Consider the following 13,310-nt stretch of genomic DNA (forward strand, 5'->3'; position numbering starts at 1 on the left):
CAAGGGTTTATTTCTTGATTTTTCGCAAAATATCAGTCAAAAAAGTAAGCTACACTTCCGAAATCCAACAGCAGATAGCCAAAATATCGCTAATGCATCATCCTGAGTTTTAGGATAAAAAGGCGTTCGAAATCAGTTTTTCGAACGCCTTTTTTGATAATATGTTTGAGAATACAATCGCGTTAGACCTAAAGGATTACGTCTTTACAGATAAAAATCACTCAACCATTCAATTGCATAGGATAAATCTCTTCTATCACTGTTAGCTAAAGTAGCTTGTCTGTTCCCTTCTTTGTCCCTATCTTTAAGCAAGTATTTCGAGTGGTTCTGTAATATTATCACTCTTCAAACTATCCATCCTCAATTTAACAAATTACCTACTCCCGTGGAAAATACAATCTCAACCTCTCCTACTCGCTGGGGGATTATTGGCTGTGGAAAAATCGCTGAAAAATTTGCTGATGATCTTATGAATGTTCCAAACGCTGTACTCAATGCAGTAGCGTCTCGTAATCTCGAAAAAGCTCAGGAATTTGCCAAGCCTTATCAATGTCCTAATACCTTCGGGAGCTATGAAGAACTTGCCAACAGCGGCCTTGTAGATGTGATTTACATTGCAACACCTCATGCGCAACATTGTGAAAATACCTTAATGTGTCTCGAAGCAGGAGTGCCAGTATTATGCGAAAAAGCATTCGCTATCAATAGCCAAATGGTGAAAAGCATGATTGCTAAATCTCAAGAAAAACAAGTATTCTTGATGGAAGCTATCTGGACTCGTTTTCACCCTGCTATTAATCAAATCAAAGGGATTATTGAAAATGGCACCATCGGAGAAATCAAGCATATCGTTGCAGACTTTGGCTTCTTGGCAAATTATGACCCAGAAGGTCGTTTATTTAATCCTGAGTTGACAGGTGGCTCGTTGATGGATATTGGAATTTACCCTCTATTTATTAGCAAACTACTTTTAGGAGTTCCTTCTCAAGTAAAAGCGGTAGGAGTCATGGCACCTACATGTGTAGATATGAACATGTCTATTGCTCTTGCGTTTCCTAGTGGTGCAACTGCCTCATTATTCTCTACTCTGGCAGCTCAAACTGATACAACTTGTACCATTTATGGTACCAAAGGTAAAATCTATATTCACGGTCGTTTCCATGAAACATTTGGTTTTACACTGACTATCGAAGGCGAAGAACCAAAAGAGATTTCAACTGAGCGTAATGGCTGGGGCTATAGCTATGAAGCTATCGATGTACAACGTTGTTTGGCAGAGGGACGTATCGAAAACGATAAACTTCCTTTACAATTTAGCTTAGAATTGATGGAACTTATGGATGAAATTCGTGCTCAAGTAGGCTTAAAATACCCTCAAGAGGCATAAAATAATTGATTTACAGCTAAACTCTATTTTTCATAAATGACTTACCTTGCAAACCCTACACGCTACAGCGACATGACATATCGTCGTTGTGGACGTAGTGGACTACAACTTCCAGCACTTTCGTTGGGCTTATGGCATAATTTCGGAGGGGTAGATACCTTCGAAAATTATCGTGCTATCCTTCATACAGCTTTTGACCAAGGTGTAACACATTTTGACCTTGCCAATAATTACGGGCCTCCTCCAGGCTCGGCAGAGGAAAATTTTGGAACAATTCTCAAAAAAGACTTTTTGCCTTATCGTGATGAATTAATCATTTCGACCAAAGCTGGATATACGATGTGGCCTGGTCCTTATGGCGATTGGGGCTCGAAAAAGTATCTTGTTGCGAGTCTTGATCAAAGCCTCAAACGTATGGGGTTAGAATACGTAGATATTTTTTATCACCATCGCCCTGACCCAAATACGCCATTAGAAGAAACTATGGCAGCATTAGATTTGATTGTTCGTCAAGGAAAAGCGTTATATGTGGGAATCTCTAATTATAAAGCTGAAGAAACGGCTCAAGCAAGCGCTATTCTCAAGCAGTTGGGTACGCCTTGTGTTATTCACCAGCCCAAATACTCGATGTTTGAACGTTGGGTAGAAGGAGGATTATTGGATACTCTGGAAAAAGAAGGTATTGGTTGTATTCCTTTCTCGCCATTGGCACAGGGTTTATTGACCAACAAATATCTTCAAGGTGTACCAGAAGATTCCAGAGCTGCCAAGCCTCATGGTTTCTTGAAAACGGCGATGATTACTCCTGAAAAACTAGAGCAAATACAGCAATTAAATGCTTTAGCTCAAGAGCGCGGACAAAGTTTAGCACAAATGGCTCTCTCATGGATTTTAAAAGACCCTAGAGTAACGTCAGTATTAGTAGGTGCTAGCAGACCAGCTCAATTATTAGATTCGTTGGAATGCCTTAAAAACACCAACTTTTCAGCAGAAGAATTAGAAAAAATCGAAACGATTTTGAAATAGATTTTCACTAATGCAAAACACCCTTCCTAATGCCTTTGAGCGAATCAGGAAGGGTGTTTTTATATTTTTGAAAATGAGTTTAATCTAACAAACCTTTATGCTTTAAATAGTCAAAAATCAACTTGTCAACTTCTGCAATTTTGTCTTGGTCTGAGTATTTGAGCCATTGAATCTCTTCTATCTCTGCGCTTGCTTTCAAGTCACCAACATATTTCCCTCCATAACAAGTCATTTTTACCATAACTCCTTCGGGATGTCCATGCGCTTGTGCTTCAAAAGTACCAATGTAGTGCAACGTTTCTACGTCAAGCTTTACACTCAATTCCTCTTCAATTTCTCGAAGTAACGCTTGCTCATCTGTTTCTCCGACCTCTCTTTTTCCACCTGGGATATAGAACTTATCCTTCCCATAGCTTTTCGTAGAAAGGATAGTTTGATTCTGTAACTCTATCCAAGCAAGTTTATCTATAACCTTCATATTCAAGATATATTACTAAGTTAGTGGGCAATTTTTGAGCTTTCGGCTTTCAGCTTTGGGCTTTAGGAAAAATGCATGTCTGTGGTCGTTAAAAACATTTTAACACTCTTTGCCTTGTGCCTGTTGCCTTGTGCCTAAACACATAAATAAATATTATTTTGTACAATTACTCATAAACTATTCCCCTTCACTTCGTCAAAAGTATAATCTTTCAAGATTTCACCATTTTCAAAAACTGTTACGAGTAAATCCTCCCCTTCTTCGTCAAGGTTAACTGTATGATATTCGTTGTCTTTGAAAATGAGCTTCAAACGTCCTTTTTTACTCTTTTTACCGTGGTCTGTAATAGGGTCTTTAAATACCAGACGGTCTTGCCCATCGACGGTAGCGCAACTACATTTGAAGGCAAATTTTTGGGTATCTCTATGTACTTTTTGCAAAAGTGCCCCTCCCATCCCAAAGGTAATATTGTCGGCACTCCAACCATTTAGAGCAAGATTTTCAAGGATTTCGCCAATACTTTCATAGTTGACTCCATCGCCTTGGATTACTCTGATTTGAGGCACTAATACTTTATATCCTTTTTCGTTGATGGTATATCCTATTTTCTCGCCTAAAATTTCTGTTACTTTCAACACTACATCTTTTGGAACACCACTATCTGGACGAACTACTAAAGTACCATTTCTAGCTAAAATCTTTTCCTTCAAAGCTTCGCCCCAAAGTTTTTCGCAGGCATAATACACGTCGTAGCTATCACTCACAACAGCGACTAACCCTTCTGGATATTGGCCAAGCATATTGCGATAGGCATCTAGCTCGCCTTCTTGTTTCCAACTCGTAATCGTGCTGTGTTCGGCAGCAGGAATACTAAAACCAAACATACTGTCGGGCTGATAGTACTCTTGGATAAATGTCAATGCCGTGACGGTATCCGTACCCATGAAGTTTACCAAATGCGCCGCTCCTCCTATACCTGCACTTTCAACACTACTTACTCCTCTAAAACCAAAGTCATGAAGTTTGAAATCAATAAGGCTTGGGTCACCTGTTTTTTCTAAATAAGATAAAATCAATGAACGAACGGCCTTACTGGTGGTAGCAACTGTACATGGATACCACAATTGTACCAATAAAGTTTCTAGAAAATTGCTTAACCAGTAGCATTTGGGATCGGTATTTTCAACGGTCATTAGCACATGATGAGTCGGAATGACTGCCCCTTCGGCAACCGCCTTGATTCTTATTGGAAGTCTACCTTGATATTTTTCGAGAATATATTCCCAGCCTTCACGGTTAAATAGCGTTTCTGAGCCAAAATGTGCGGCATAAAGTTTAGCAGCTTGGTCTATTTTAGCTTGCGTAACGACTTCTCCTGCCAAATATTCTTTGAGCAAATACTGCAATCCAAAAAAGGTAACTTGCTCGAACTTTCCTCCGCGACTCTCGAAATAACTGTAGATATGACTGGTTCCAGAAGGATATTGTTTGTAATGACTTAGCTTGTAGCTGTCGGTGAGTAGGAGGATATTATTTTGCATATCAACTCGGTTTGAGCTTCGAAAAGCTGTATTTATAGCAGTAAACTAAAGGCTATCAAGCCATTTCCCAATTTCTTAAGTCTGGAGAATTTAGCTTACGTTAAGTTTTTATTAAAAAACAAAGATAGAATTCTTGATGTAGTAAAGAACTTATCAAGAAAAATATTTCTTAGGGGCTTTGGGCAACAAGCTCTAAAGAATCCGAAATCAAATATCCGACATCTCCAATCCTGAAAATCCCTTTTTTTCCCACAACCTAAAAATCACACGGTGCTCTTCTACAAAGTCTTGCTCAGTCAGAGAAGCAATATCGAACCATCTTAACTCCTCGATATCGTCTTGCGCTGTGGGAGTTCCCCCTTCGTATTCAGCTACAAAAAAGCTAGTGATAATTTTGTCAACCTCTTCTCTGTATCGCCAATCATCTATTTTGGCAGTACCAATGTATCGCGCTTTGGTTAATTTCAAACCCGTTTCTTCCTCGGCTTCTCGAATGGCTGCATCTTCGAAACAATCATCTTCGGGGTCGATAAACCCACCGATAAATCTAAAAAGTGCTTGTTGGGGTTTTCTGCCAAGTAAAACTTTATCGCCAGATACGATAGCTACATCGACAGTAGGAAATACTTTTGGATATTGCGCGCGAACGGTCTGAAACACTCCTACTCGATAGGCTTCTTGAGAACGGTCGGCATCGCTGATAATGTGTGGTGCATATTCGGGCAAATCAACCCATTCGATAGGATAACTAAGTTCATATTGAGTGAGGTTATTGCTCTCTTTGAAGACAAATAACTGACAATCTTTACTTTCACCAACCACCTTAATAATAGCATTTTCCAATGCTTGCGAGGTTGCTTGTGCAGATATTTGCTTTTTGAAGGACGCAATCTTAGCGTTTGGAAATTCCTTTTCCAACATCAACTTTCTGGTATCTATATCCAAAGGATGATTTTTACTAGAGGGAATAGGCGCTGAAGCTATTACAAGAATCACTTCAGTAAATTGATTTTGCAACTGGTTGATAAAGGCTTTTTCAAAAGCTCCTATTTCTATCTGTTGAAAAGTGCCAACCACTACGGCGTATAAAACTGATGAGGTATTTTGAGTCATACTCTTGGTCTATTTTTCTTTGAGTACTTTAAAAATACAACCATTTCTTGAAAAGAAGGGTTTCTTTGTCTATGCATTTGTCCAATACCTTTAAAATCTCTCTTGTATAAACCTATAGAGTCTGGCAATGATTTTCTTGAAATCTTGGTAATTTGTAGCAAATGTGTTTTGGTAACGATCAGAGTATCTATTATTCACTTGCCCGAACCACAACTATATAACCCTTCCAACTATGATAAGAAAAAAACTCTTAAACCTTTGTTTATTAGGTTTTATGACCTTCGGATTTGTCCCTCCCAAGCCCAAAACACCCAATATTGTTTTAATATTTATGGATGATCTCGGTTATGGAGATATTGGTGCCAACGGTGCTACCAATTACCAAACACCGAATATCGATAAGATGGCATCAGAAGGTATTAGGTTTACTAATTTTTTGGCAGCTCAAGCCGTTTGTAGTGCCTCAAGAGCAGCACTGCTTACAGGCTGCTATCCCAACAGAATTGGTTTCTCAGGAGCCTTAGCGCCTACCTCTACTATCGGAATCAATGCTAATGAGACAACCTTAGCCGAAGTTTTGAAAGAAAAAGGATATAAAACTGCTATCTATGGCAAATGGCATTTGGGTCATCAAAAACAATTCTTACCATTGCAGCATGGCTTTGATGAATACTTTGGACTACCTTATTCCAACGATATGTGGCCAATTGATTATGATGGAAGTCCCGCACCAGAAGGTCATTTTAAGAAAAAGGCTTATCCAACTTTACCGCTGATTCAAAATAATGAAAGAATTGAGGATATAACGACACTTGAGCAACAAGGGATGTTGACTTCCAGATATACAGAAAAAGCCGTTGATTTTATCAAACGAAATAAGAATAACCCTTTCTTCTTGTATTTGCCCCATTCTATGCCTCATGTGCCTATCAATGCTTCTCCAAGATTTAGAGGAAAAAGCCAACAAGGGCTATACGGCGATGTAATCATGGAAATAGACTGGTCAATTGGTGAGGTATTGAAAGCCTTAAAAGCAAATGGCTTGGATAAGAATACACTTGTGATTGTTACTAGCGATAATGGACCTTGGCTAAATTATGGAAATCACGCTGGTTCGTCGGGAGGATACCGTGAAGGAAAAGGGACGAGCTATGAAGGCGGGCAACGTGTGCCTTGCGTGATGCGATGGAAAGGAACTATGCCTGAGGGATTGGTTTGTAATAAATTGAGCTCGACGATTGACCTTTTACCAACAATTGCAAAATTCTGTCAAGCTAAACTTCCTAGTAACAAAATTGATGGATTAGATATTTCGGAACTACTCAAAGGCAACCTTTCGGCTGAGCCAAGAAAATCGTTTTACTATTACTATCGCAAAAACTCTTTGGAAGCTGTTCGCAAAGGCAATTGGAAATTAGTGTTGGCTCACAATGGTCGTACTTACGAAGGTTTTCAGCCAGGCAACGATGGTTATCCTGGGCAAGTGAATGAGAACTCACCCGTTCCAATGGCTTTGTACGACTTACGTCGTGACCCAGGCGAACGCTATGATGTTCAGAAAACATATCCTAAAATCGTAGAAGAGCTACTTCTGTTAGCAGAAGAAGCGCGGGAAGATTTGGGCGACGATATTACACAAAAGACAGGTAAAAATAACCGAGAAGCAGGAAAAGAGTAAAATAAGTGAGGAGTTGTGAGTGGGGAGTTGTCCTTTGTCCTTGCCTAAAATAGGTTGCCTTTTAAATTTAGTGTATAGCTAAAAAAGCGCCGTAGGTGCGAAAGAACACCAATTATATTGAAGTCTTTCGTACTTACGGCGCTTTTTCTCAAACAGAAATATCTGTATAAGATTTCTAAAACACTATCTCCATTTTAATATCTGCACGAGAATATTCTGTTTCGCCAATTGGAACTTCGACGAAGCCTAATTTACGATACATCGTTAAAGCTGGTGTAAGTTGAGTCGAGGAAACTAACCATAGAACTGTTGCTCCCAAATCTTTTGCCGCCTGAATCGTATGCGCACATAAAACCTTTCCTGCTCCTATACCTTGATATTGCGGATTTACAGCCATTTTAGCCATTTCATAATCGGTATCGCTGTTTTTAACCAAGGCAACTGTTCCTACTACTTGATTTTGGTAAAGGGCAAAGAAAATCTGTCCTCCACTTTCCAAAATATATTTTTCAGGATTTTCCAGTTGCTCCACATCATGTGGTTCTACCTTGAAATACTTTTGAATCCATTCTAAATTCAAAGTCTTAAAATCCTCTTTATACTGAGGTTGATATGATTCGATTTGTATTGATTCCTTTGACATAAATCTATCATGCTATAGCTTTGAGCCGTAGGCTTTTATAAAAAAAGTTGTCAGTTATTGGTATATCAGTTATTGAATTGTACTCATCATCAGATTAGTACTTTCAAATTAAGTTAGTGGGCAAAATTAAAATAATTTTACCCGCTTTAAGCTCTAGGCTTTATGCGGTAGGCTAAAAGTTGAAATGAATTTCTCATGAAATAATTTAAGCTCTTTTGCCTAATGCCTGTAGCCGAGAGCTTAAAGCCTACACAAAGATTTGCCCTTTAAGATACAGAACTGCTTTTCCTGCAATTTTGACTCTATCGCCTTCTAGTTTACACCATAATTCACCTTTACGAGGAGATATTTGCCAAGCTGTTAGTTCTGTTTTGCCGAGTTGTTCAGCCCAGTAAGGTGTCAAAGTCGTATGTGCCGAGCCTGTAACTGGATCTTCATCAATCCCTGATTGTGGTCCGAAGAAGCGTGACACAAAATCTACCTTGCTACCTTTGGCGGTTGCAATAATTCCTCTGGCCTCGATAGTAGCCATTTGTCGCAAATCAGGACGAAGTTCCAATACCAATGTTTCATTTTCGAGCACGACCATATAATCCGATTTGCCACGATAAGTATGAAGGATATTTACGCCCAAACATTCATTCAAAGCTGGCAATGGCTCTACTTCCTTGATTTCGTCCGCAGGAAAGTTCAATTCTAATAAATCATCTTGTTTCTGAACCGTTAAAATGCCACTTCTTGAAAAAAACTCGATAACTTCATGCTTATAACCTAACTCAGTAAATAATACATGTGCTGTTGCCAAGGTAGCATGTCCACACAAATCAACCTCTACCGTTGGCGTAAACCAGCGAATATGAAAACGAGTGTCGGTTTCTTGTACAAAAAAAGCAGTTTCAGCCAAATTATTTTCCAATGCAATTTTTTGCATTAGATCATTAGGCAGCCATGACTCTAGCGGACAAACTGCCGCTGGATTTCCTCCAAAAACTTGAGAAGAAAACGCATCTACTTGATAAATAGGAATTTGCATTGTATTACAGTTGAAGTTTACGATGGAGTACTTCAAGAATGGTGGTATTTTCTCAATTCCTTGATCCTGAAGCACATGGTTTTTCTTTTCTATATATTTAAAATGAACAAGTCAATACTCCCTTATAAAATGAGTAGAAAATAGCGATAGGAAAACTTATTTTTCGGTTATCTAGTCATTTGATAAGTGATTAATTTTGTTCTTATTCAACAATAATTCTCTTTAAAAGAATGTTTAAAATCGGTATGCTTTACTTGGGCTTACTATGCTTTTTTAATAGCAAAAATGCCAACGCCACTTCTCTTATATATTCATTTTCTAGGGTAGAAGTAAAATCTATAGTATCTAAAAACACGCACTTGTGTTACAATACTTTCATGCTAGAAGAACGTGAAAAATCAAGCTACTTATTTCAAAATACCATTTGTGATTTCATCAGCATTTCAGCTGAAATGCTACTTGATTCAAATAATACAAATGTTAAAAAAGTACAAATTGATTCTACACTTCATTCAAAAAACCTCACAGATACCACTCAGCTACAAGCTCAAACCATTGACTCTACGGAAACATCTTCTCATAACTATCGTCCCATTATTATCACCTATCCCAGAGGATATGATAAAAATAGGAGTCCCCGTTACAAACTAAGTGGTCGTGTAAAATATATAAAGCAATACCATTATAGAAAACTCAGTGGAGATGATTGGACTGGAATAGCAAAGATATCATTACTAGCAATTGCAGCAATAGTATATCTTTTTAAATAGAGAATATTGCCGTATAAACTAGGAATTCCCTACATTCAACGTTCAAATCCAATATCACTTTTGTTTACCATGACTAAATTAATAATTATCTATTGTGGGATTATTTTCTCATGCTCTAATTCAAGTGCCAGTGTAATCTCACTGACAAACTCTTCATATATGACAGCATCTTTGTTAGCCGAAAAAGCTAGCCTAGATGGTGGCAAACTAGCAGGAACTACAACGTCTACTTTCATATCTGAAAAAACCTTAGGGCTTTGCTCAGGCTTTTCTACAGAAATTGTATCTGATTCAAATTATAACCAAGTCAAAAAGGTACTTTCTGACACCACAAACTACACTCAAAAACACACAGATACCACTCGGGTACAAAACGTCACTAATGATTCTCCGATAAAACAATCGGCTCCTATTATCATTTATCCAGCAGGATATGACAGAAATAAAAAACTTTTTTATGGAATGACTCAAGAGGAAAAAGATCTCCGAAAATTAAAAAGTGAACGAACTCTTAGAACCATCAGTACGGTTATTTCAGTTTCTTTTTCAATCTTTTTGGTTATTGCCCTCGCTATTGGAGGAAAGTAAGGTTTTTATTTCCTTCTACAATCAAATATCACTGAATGCTAGAGGCGCATTATTTCGATTTTTCATCAATATATTTTTGATAGTAATCTATATAAAAACCATCTTTCAAAAAATACTGCTCGAATGCCTCCACAGAACGCATCAAATCATGTGCTTCTTTGCTAATTAATTGTTGGTTAACTGTTTTGATATTGTCCCAAATTTCTTGCAACTGAGGTAAAAATGCCCAGCCTTTTTCTGTCAGTTTCAAGATACGTTTACGAGCATCTTCAGGCGACTTTTCGGACATAACCCAGCCTTTCTTCTCTAATTCTTTTACAAATTGAATCACCGCAGGATGTGAAATATTCAGATGCTCCGATGCCTCCATTACACCAATGGATTCTTTTTGTGATAATAAATAAAAGAGCGGAAACCATTTGGGTTCAAAATCGATACCGTGTACACGGTACACATTAATGGCCTGCTTAAAAACCAATTCGGCAAGACGTTTCATCCTACTCGCAATCGCCAAAGGGCCTAATTCTTTGATAATATCCATTTTTATGTAATCAGTTACGTAACTAGTTACTAAATTAATTATTTATTTTAACTAAAAAAATAAAAGATGAGAATTTTATGATAGTCGGCTAAAAGTTGACTGCTCCTAGCCGACTCACAGATACTATCTATCTAGGATTTCGGCATTACCTTCGGTCATTTTCAACACCTTTGAAACACAGGTAGGTATCTCACCCTCGTAATGTGTTACGTAAAGCAATGTTTTATTCAATTTGACACAAATTTCATCTACCAAATCCCTAAAATAACGAATATGCTGTTGGTCTAGACCTTGACAAGGCTCATCTAATACCAATAAAGGAGGGTTTTTAATCAAAGCTCTTGCCAGCAATACCATACGCTGTTCACCAGTTGAAATTTCAGAAAAACGCTTTTGAGATAAATGTTCTATGCCCAATAAGCGAAGATATTTTTCGGCTAACTCTTGTTGCCCAGACTTTAATGCTTGATACAACCCGTTGGTATTGTACAATCCAGAAGCTACTGCTTTGAACACCTCTGTTCTTTTGGTAAAAAACAAATGTAGTTCGGGCGACACAAAGCCTATCTTGCCTTTAATATCCCAAATCGACTCTCCTGAACCTCTCTTACGATCAAAAAGGTCAAAATCATTGGCATAACTTTGTGGATTATCGGCGTTGATGAGACTTAGAAGTGTAGATTTTCCAGAACCATTTGGTCCTAATACAGCCCATTTTTCACCACGTTTTACCTCCCAGTTGAGCGTATTCAATACTTTTTTACTTCCATAACTTACGTTTACGTTACGCATACGAACAGCGTATTCGAAGTTATCTTGACTTGTACTCGATGCCAAAAGTTCTTCTAGCAAAGCATAATCTAACTTTACTTCCTGTGTCGCTTCTGCCTCTATGCTTTTTTTCAATTCAAAAACATTGGTAATACAAGTCGGTATTTCGTCGGGTGTAGTTACCAATATAATATGCGTACCATGTTGCGAAATAGCATTGATAGCTTCATGCAATATTGCTCTGGAAGCAACATCTAAACCCACAAATGGGGTATCCAACAACATCACTTTAGGACGTTTGAGAAATGAGCGAGTTAGTAAAGTACGACGAGTTTCTCCGTTTGAAAGAGTCATTAATTTACGTTCAAGCAGATGTTCGATACGTAATACTCTGGCAGCATTCAAGAGTTCCTCTTCGGTATATGGCGAAGGTGGTAATTGAACCGATTTTTCATCAATTGTACCAATAGGTTTCATTTGGTCTGTCAAAAACTCACGAACCGTTGGCGAATTTTCGGCATCATATACGTTGAAACGCTGCTGGTAATATTGTGCGGCAGAATTCAGGATACGGTTTCCTGAATAATCTCTTGATACCAACTCGATTTTATCTTTCAGCAATTGTCCTTCTTCCAAGAAATGGAATTTTACTTTTCCTCCCACAAATGGAATTTTACCTGCCAAAGCTTCTAACAAAGTGGTTTTACCCGAACCATTTTCACCTACAATAGCCCAATGCTGTTGGTCTTCTATTTGCCAAGTAAGGTTGCGAACGACAATTTTTTCAAATTTCCTGAGAGCTGTATTTTCTAAACTGATAAAAGGAGTCATTATATTTTATTGGTTAACCATGCTTTTTCATTACTAAAGTTTCAAAAATAATGCTTTTTAAATGCCAAAGGGTTGACTCCAGTCAGCTTTTTGAAAGTTCTGTTAAAATAAGACATACTTTCAAAACCGCAATCGAAGCAGGTTTCTGTCACATTTTTATCTAAAAGCAATAAATTTTTGGCTTGATTGACCCGATAATGATTTAAAAATTCGATAAAAGTCAGTCGTGTCATTCTCTTAAAATAACGGCAAAAAGCCGCTTCTGAAAGATTGGTCATCTCGGCGACTTCGCTCAATTCTATTTTACGCTGATAATTTTCATCAATAAACTGATACAGGCGTTTGATGCGCTCTTGGTCTTTTTTGTTGTACTGATTTTCGACAGGCTTCTCATGTAAAAGTACGTATTCAGTCGTGTTGGCGAGTAACTGAAAAATACTGAGTACTTCCAAAAACTGCTCAAATGGTGGTATTGTACGGATATTTTTCATCCTTTCAGCCAATGCTAACTTCACATTTTCGCCGAAAGCGATACCATATTGCGAACGCTCAAACAGCTCGGCTATTCCTTTGAGTTCGGGCGTTTGGCTAAGTCCATTTCCCAAAAATGACGGACTCAATTGCAAAACTACTTTCTCATAATCCTCTGTTTTGACCATATAATCAAAATTGAGATGCGGAATATTGGAGCCAATCAGCACCAAATCATTGTAACGATAACGTGATATATGTTCGCCCACATGCCGAGTTCCATCTGTACCCTCGATATAGACCAGCTCGATTTCGGGGTGAAAATGCCAATAAAAAATCTGACTCAATCTTGGATTTTGCATAATCCGAAATGAGCTATTAGAGTCTGGCGAAAATTCTTCTAGAATGAGTTTCATAGTTCACTCCTAATGGGTTTTAA

General features: G+C 38.0%; 13 protein-coding genes. 5 read left to right on the plus strand and 8 right to left on the minus strand.

The features are described from left to right. The first annotated feature begins 385 nt into the window (after nucleotides 1–385). Both GVN22_RS07070 and mgrA read left to right on the plus strand, forming a co-directional pair. Nucleotides 386–1,387: a Gfo/Idh/MocA family protein gene (locus tag GVN22_RS07070; RefSeq protein WP_166550338.1), complete on the plus strand. Its 1,002-nt coding sequence runs from the start codon at nucleotides 386–388 to the stop codon at nucleotides 1,385–1,387. A gap of 36 nt (nucleotides 1,388–1,423) precedes the next feature. Next, nucleotides 1,424–2,413: an L-glyceraldehyde 3-phosphate reductase gene (mgrA, locus tag GVN22_RS07075; protein ID WP_166550339.1), complete on the plus strand. Its 990-nt coding sequence runs from the start codon at nucleotides 1,424–1,426 to the stop codon at nucleotides 2,411–2,413. A 79-nt stretch (nucleotides 2,414–2,492) separates the two neighbouring features. Here mgrA and GVN22_RS07080 read toward each other — a convergent pair whose 3' ends face one another. The 3 genes from GVN22_RS07080 to GVN22_RS07090 form a co-directional block, all read right to left on the minus strand. Continuing rightward, nucleotides 2,493–2,891: an NUDIX domain-containing protein gene (locus GVN22_RS07080; RefSeq protein ID WP_166550340.1), complete on the minus strand. Its 399-nt coding sequence runs from the start codon at nucleotides 2,889–2,891 to the stop codon at nucleotides 2,493–2,495. A 170-nt stretch (nucleotides 2,892–3,061) separates the two neighbouring features. Further along, nucleotides 3,062–4,432 carry a nicotinate phosphoribosyltransferase gene (locus GVN22_RS07085; protein WP_166550341.1) on the minus strand — a complete coding sequence of 457 codons (1,371 nt, stop codon included), beginning with the start codon at nucleotides 4,430–4,432 and terminating at the stop codon, nucleotides 3,062–3,064. Between the two features lie 207 nt (nucleotides 4,433–4,639). Continuing rightward, nucleotides 4,640–5,545: an NUDIX hydrolase gene (locus tag GVN22_RS07090; RefSeq protein WP_166550342.1), complete on the minus strand. Its 906-nt coding sequence runs from the start codon at nucleotides 5,543–5,545 to the stop codon at nucleotides 4,640–4,642. A gap of 232 nt (nucleotides 5,546–5,777) precedes the next feature. On the opposite strand from GVN22_RS07090, the gene GVN22_RS07095 reads away from it, so the two are divergent. After that, a complete protein-coding gene (locus GVN22_RS07095; protein WP_166550343.1) occupies nucleotides 5,778–7,223 on the plus strand; it encodes a sulfatase in 1,446 nt (481 codons plus the stop codon). A gap of 175 nt (nucleotides 7,224–7,398) precedes the next feature. Here the strand turns inward: GVN22_RS07095 and GVN22_RS07100 are convergent, their stop codons facing one another. Both GVN22_RS07100 and GVN22_RS07105 read right to left on the minus strand, forming a co-directional pair. Next, nucleotides 7,399–7,866: a GNAT family N-acetyltransferase gene (locus GVN22_RS07100; protein ID WP_166550344.1), complete on the minus strand. Its 468-nt coding sequence runs from the start codon at nucleotides 7,864–7,866 to the stop codon at nucleotides 7,399–7,401. Between the two features lie 247 nt (nucleotides 7,867–8,113). Next, nucleotides 8,114–8,899, minus strand: a complete 786-nt coding sequence (locus GVN22_RS07105; RefSeq protein WP_166550345.1) for a PhzF family phenazine biosynthesis protein — start codon at nucleotides 8,897–8,899, stop codon at nucleotides 8,114–8,116. Between the two features lie 230 nt (nucleotides 8,900–9,129). Between GVN22_RS07105 and GVN22_RS07110 the strand changes: the two genes are divergently transcribed. Both GVN22_RS07110 and GVN22_RS07115 read left to right on the plus strand, forming a co-directional pair. Next, on the plus strand, nucleotides 9,130–9,669 hold the full coding sequence (locus GVN22_RS07110) for a hypothetical protein (protein ID WP_166550346.1): 540 nt from the start codon (nucleotides 9,130–9,132) through the stop codon (nucleotides 9,667–9,669). A gap of 159 nt (nucleotides 9,670–9,828) precedes the next feature. Then, nucleotides 9,829–10,257, plus strand: coding sequence for a hypothetical protein (locus GVN22_RS07115; RefSeq protein ID WP_166550347.1), 429 nt, complete (start codon nucleotides 9,829–9,831; stop codon nucleotides 10,255–10,257). Between the two features lie 49 nt (nucleotides 10,258–10,306). Here the strand turns inward: GVN22_RS07115 and GVN22_RS07120 are convergent, their stop codons facing one another. The 3 genes from GVN22_RS07120 to GVN22_RS07130 all read right to left on the minus strand — a co-directional run bounded on the left by GVN22_RS07120 (nucleotide 10,307) and on the right by GVN22_RS07130 (nucleotide 13,287). Further along, the gene (locus GVN22_RS07120; RefSeq protein ID WP_166550348.1) at nucleotides 10,307–10,798 is read right to left on the minus strand and encodes a MarR family winged helix-turn-helix transcriptional regulator; all 492 of its coding nucleotides are present in this window, start codon (nucleotides 10,796–10,798) and stop codon (nucleotides 10,307–10,309) included. Between the two features lie 123 nt (nucleotides 10,799–10,921). Further along, on the minus strand, nucleotides 10,922–12,400 hold the full coding sequence (locus GVN22_RS07125) for an ATP-binding cassette domain-containing protein (protein WP_166550349.1): 1,479 nt from the start codon (nucleotides 12,398–12,400) through the stop codon (nucleotides 10,922–10,924). A gap of 41 nt (nucleotides 12,401–12,441) precedes the next feature. Then, a complete protein-coding gene (locus GVN22_RS07130; RefSeq protein WP_166550350.1) occupies nucleotides 12,442–13,287 on the minus strand; it encodes an AraC family transcriptional regulator in 846 nt (281 codons plus the stop codon). Nucleotides 13,288–13,310: the final 23 nt, after the last annotated feature.

The organism is Cellulophaga sp. BC115SP, from assembly GCF_009905545.1.
GTDB lineage: Bacteria > Bacteroidota > Bacteroidia > Cytophagales > Spirosomataceae > Flectobacillus > Flectobacillus rivi.